At 42.9% G+C, this 480-nt stretch carries 1 protein-coding gene; it reads right to left on the bottom strand.

Features of this window, described 5'->3' with window-relative positions; all coding sequences use genetic code 11:
• On the bottom strand, positions 1-480 hold a 480-nt coding region (locus SB751_RS28155), incomplete at both ends, for a phosphotransferase (RefSeq protein ID WP_410748804.1).

Here is a 480-nt window from a genome sequence, read left to right as displayed (position 1 = left end):
CTGCAATTTATTCATATCAGGATTATCAATACCATATTTTTGAAAAAGCCGTTTCTGTAATGAAGGAGAAAACTCACCGAGGCAGTTCCATAGGATGGCAAGATCCTGGTATCGGTCTGCGATTCCGACTCGTCCAACATCAATACAACCTATTAATTTCCCCTCGTCAAAAATAAGGTTATCAAGTGAGAAATCACCATGAGTGACGACTGAATCCGGTGAGAATGGCAAAAGTTTATGCATTTCTTTCCAGACTTGTTCAACAGGCCAGCCATTACGCTCGTCATCAAAATCACTCGCATCAACCAAACCGTTATTCATTCGTGATTGCGCCTGAGCGAGACGAAATACGCGATCGCTGTTAAAAGGACAATTACAAACAGGAATCGAATGCAACCGGCGCCGGAACACTGCCAGCGCATCAACAATATTTTCACCTGAATCCGGATATTCTTCTAATACCTGGAATGCTGTTTTCCC

Source organism: Cupriavidus sp. SIMBA_020, assembly GCF_046535395.1.
Lineage (GTDB): Bacteria > Pseudomonadota > Gammaproteobacteria > Burkholderiales > Burkholderiaceae > Cupriavidus > Cupriavidus campinensis.
The sequence above is the reverse complement of the archived record's forward strand: the minus strand, read 5'-3'. Positions and strand labels throughout refer to the sequence as shown.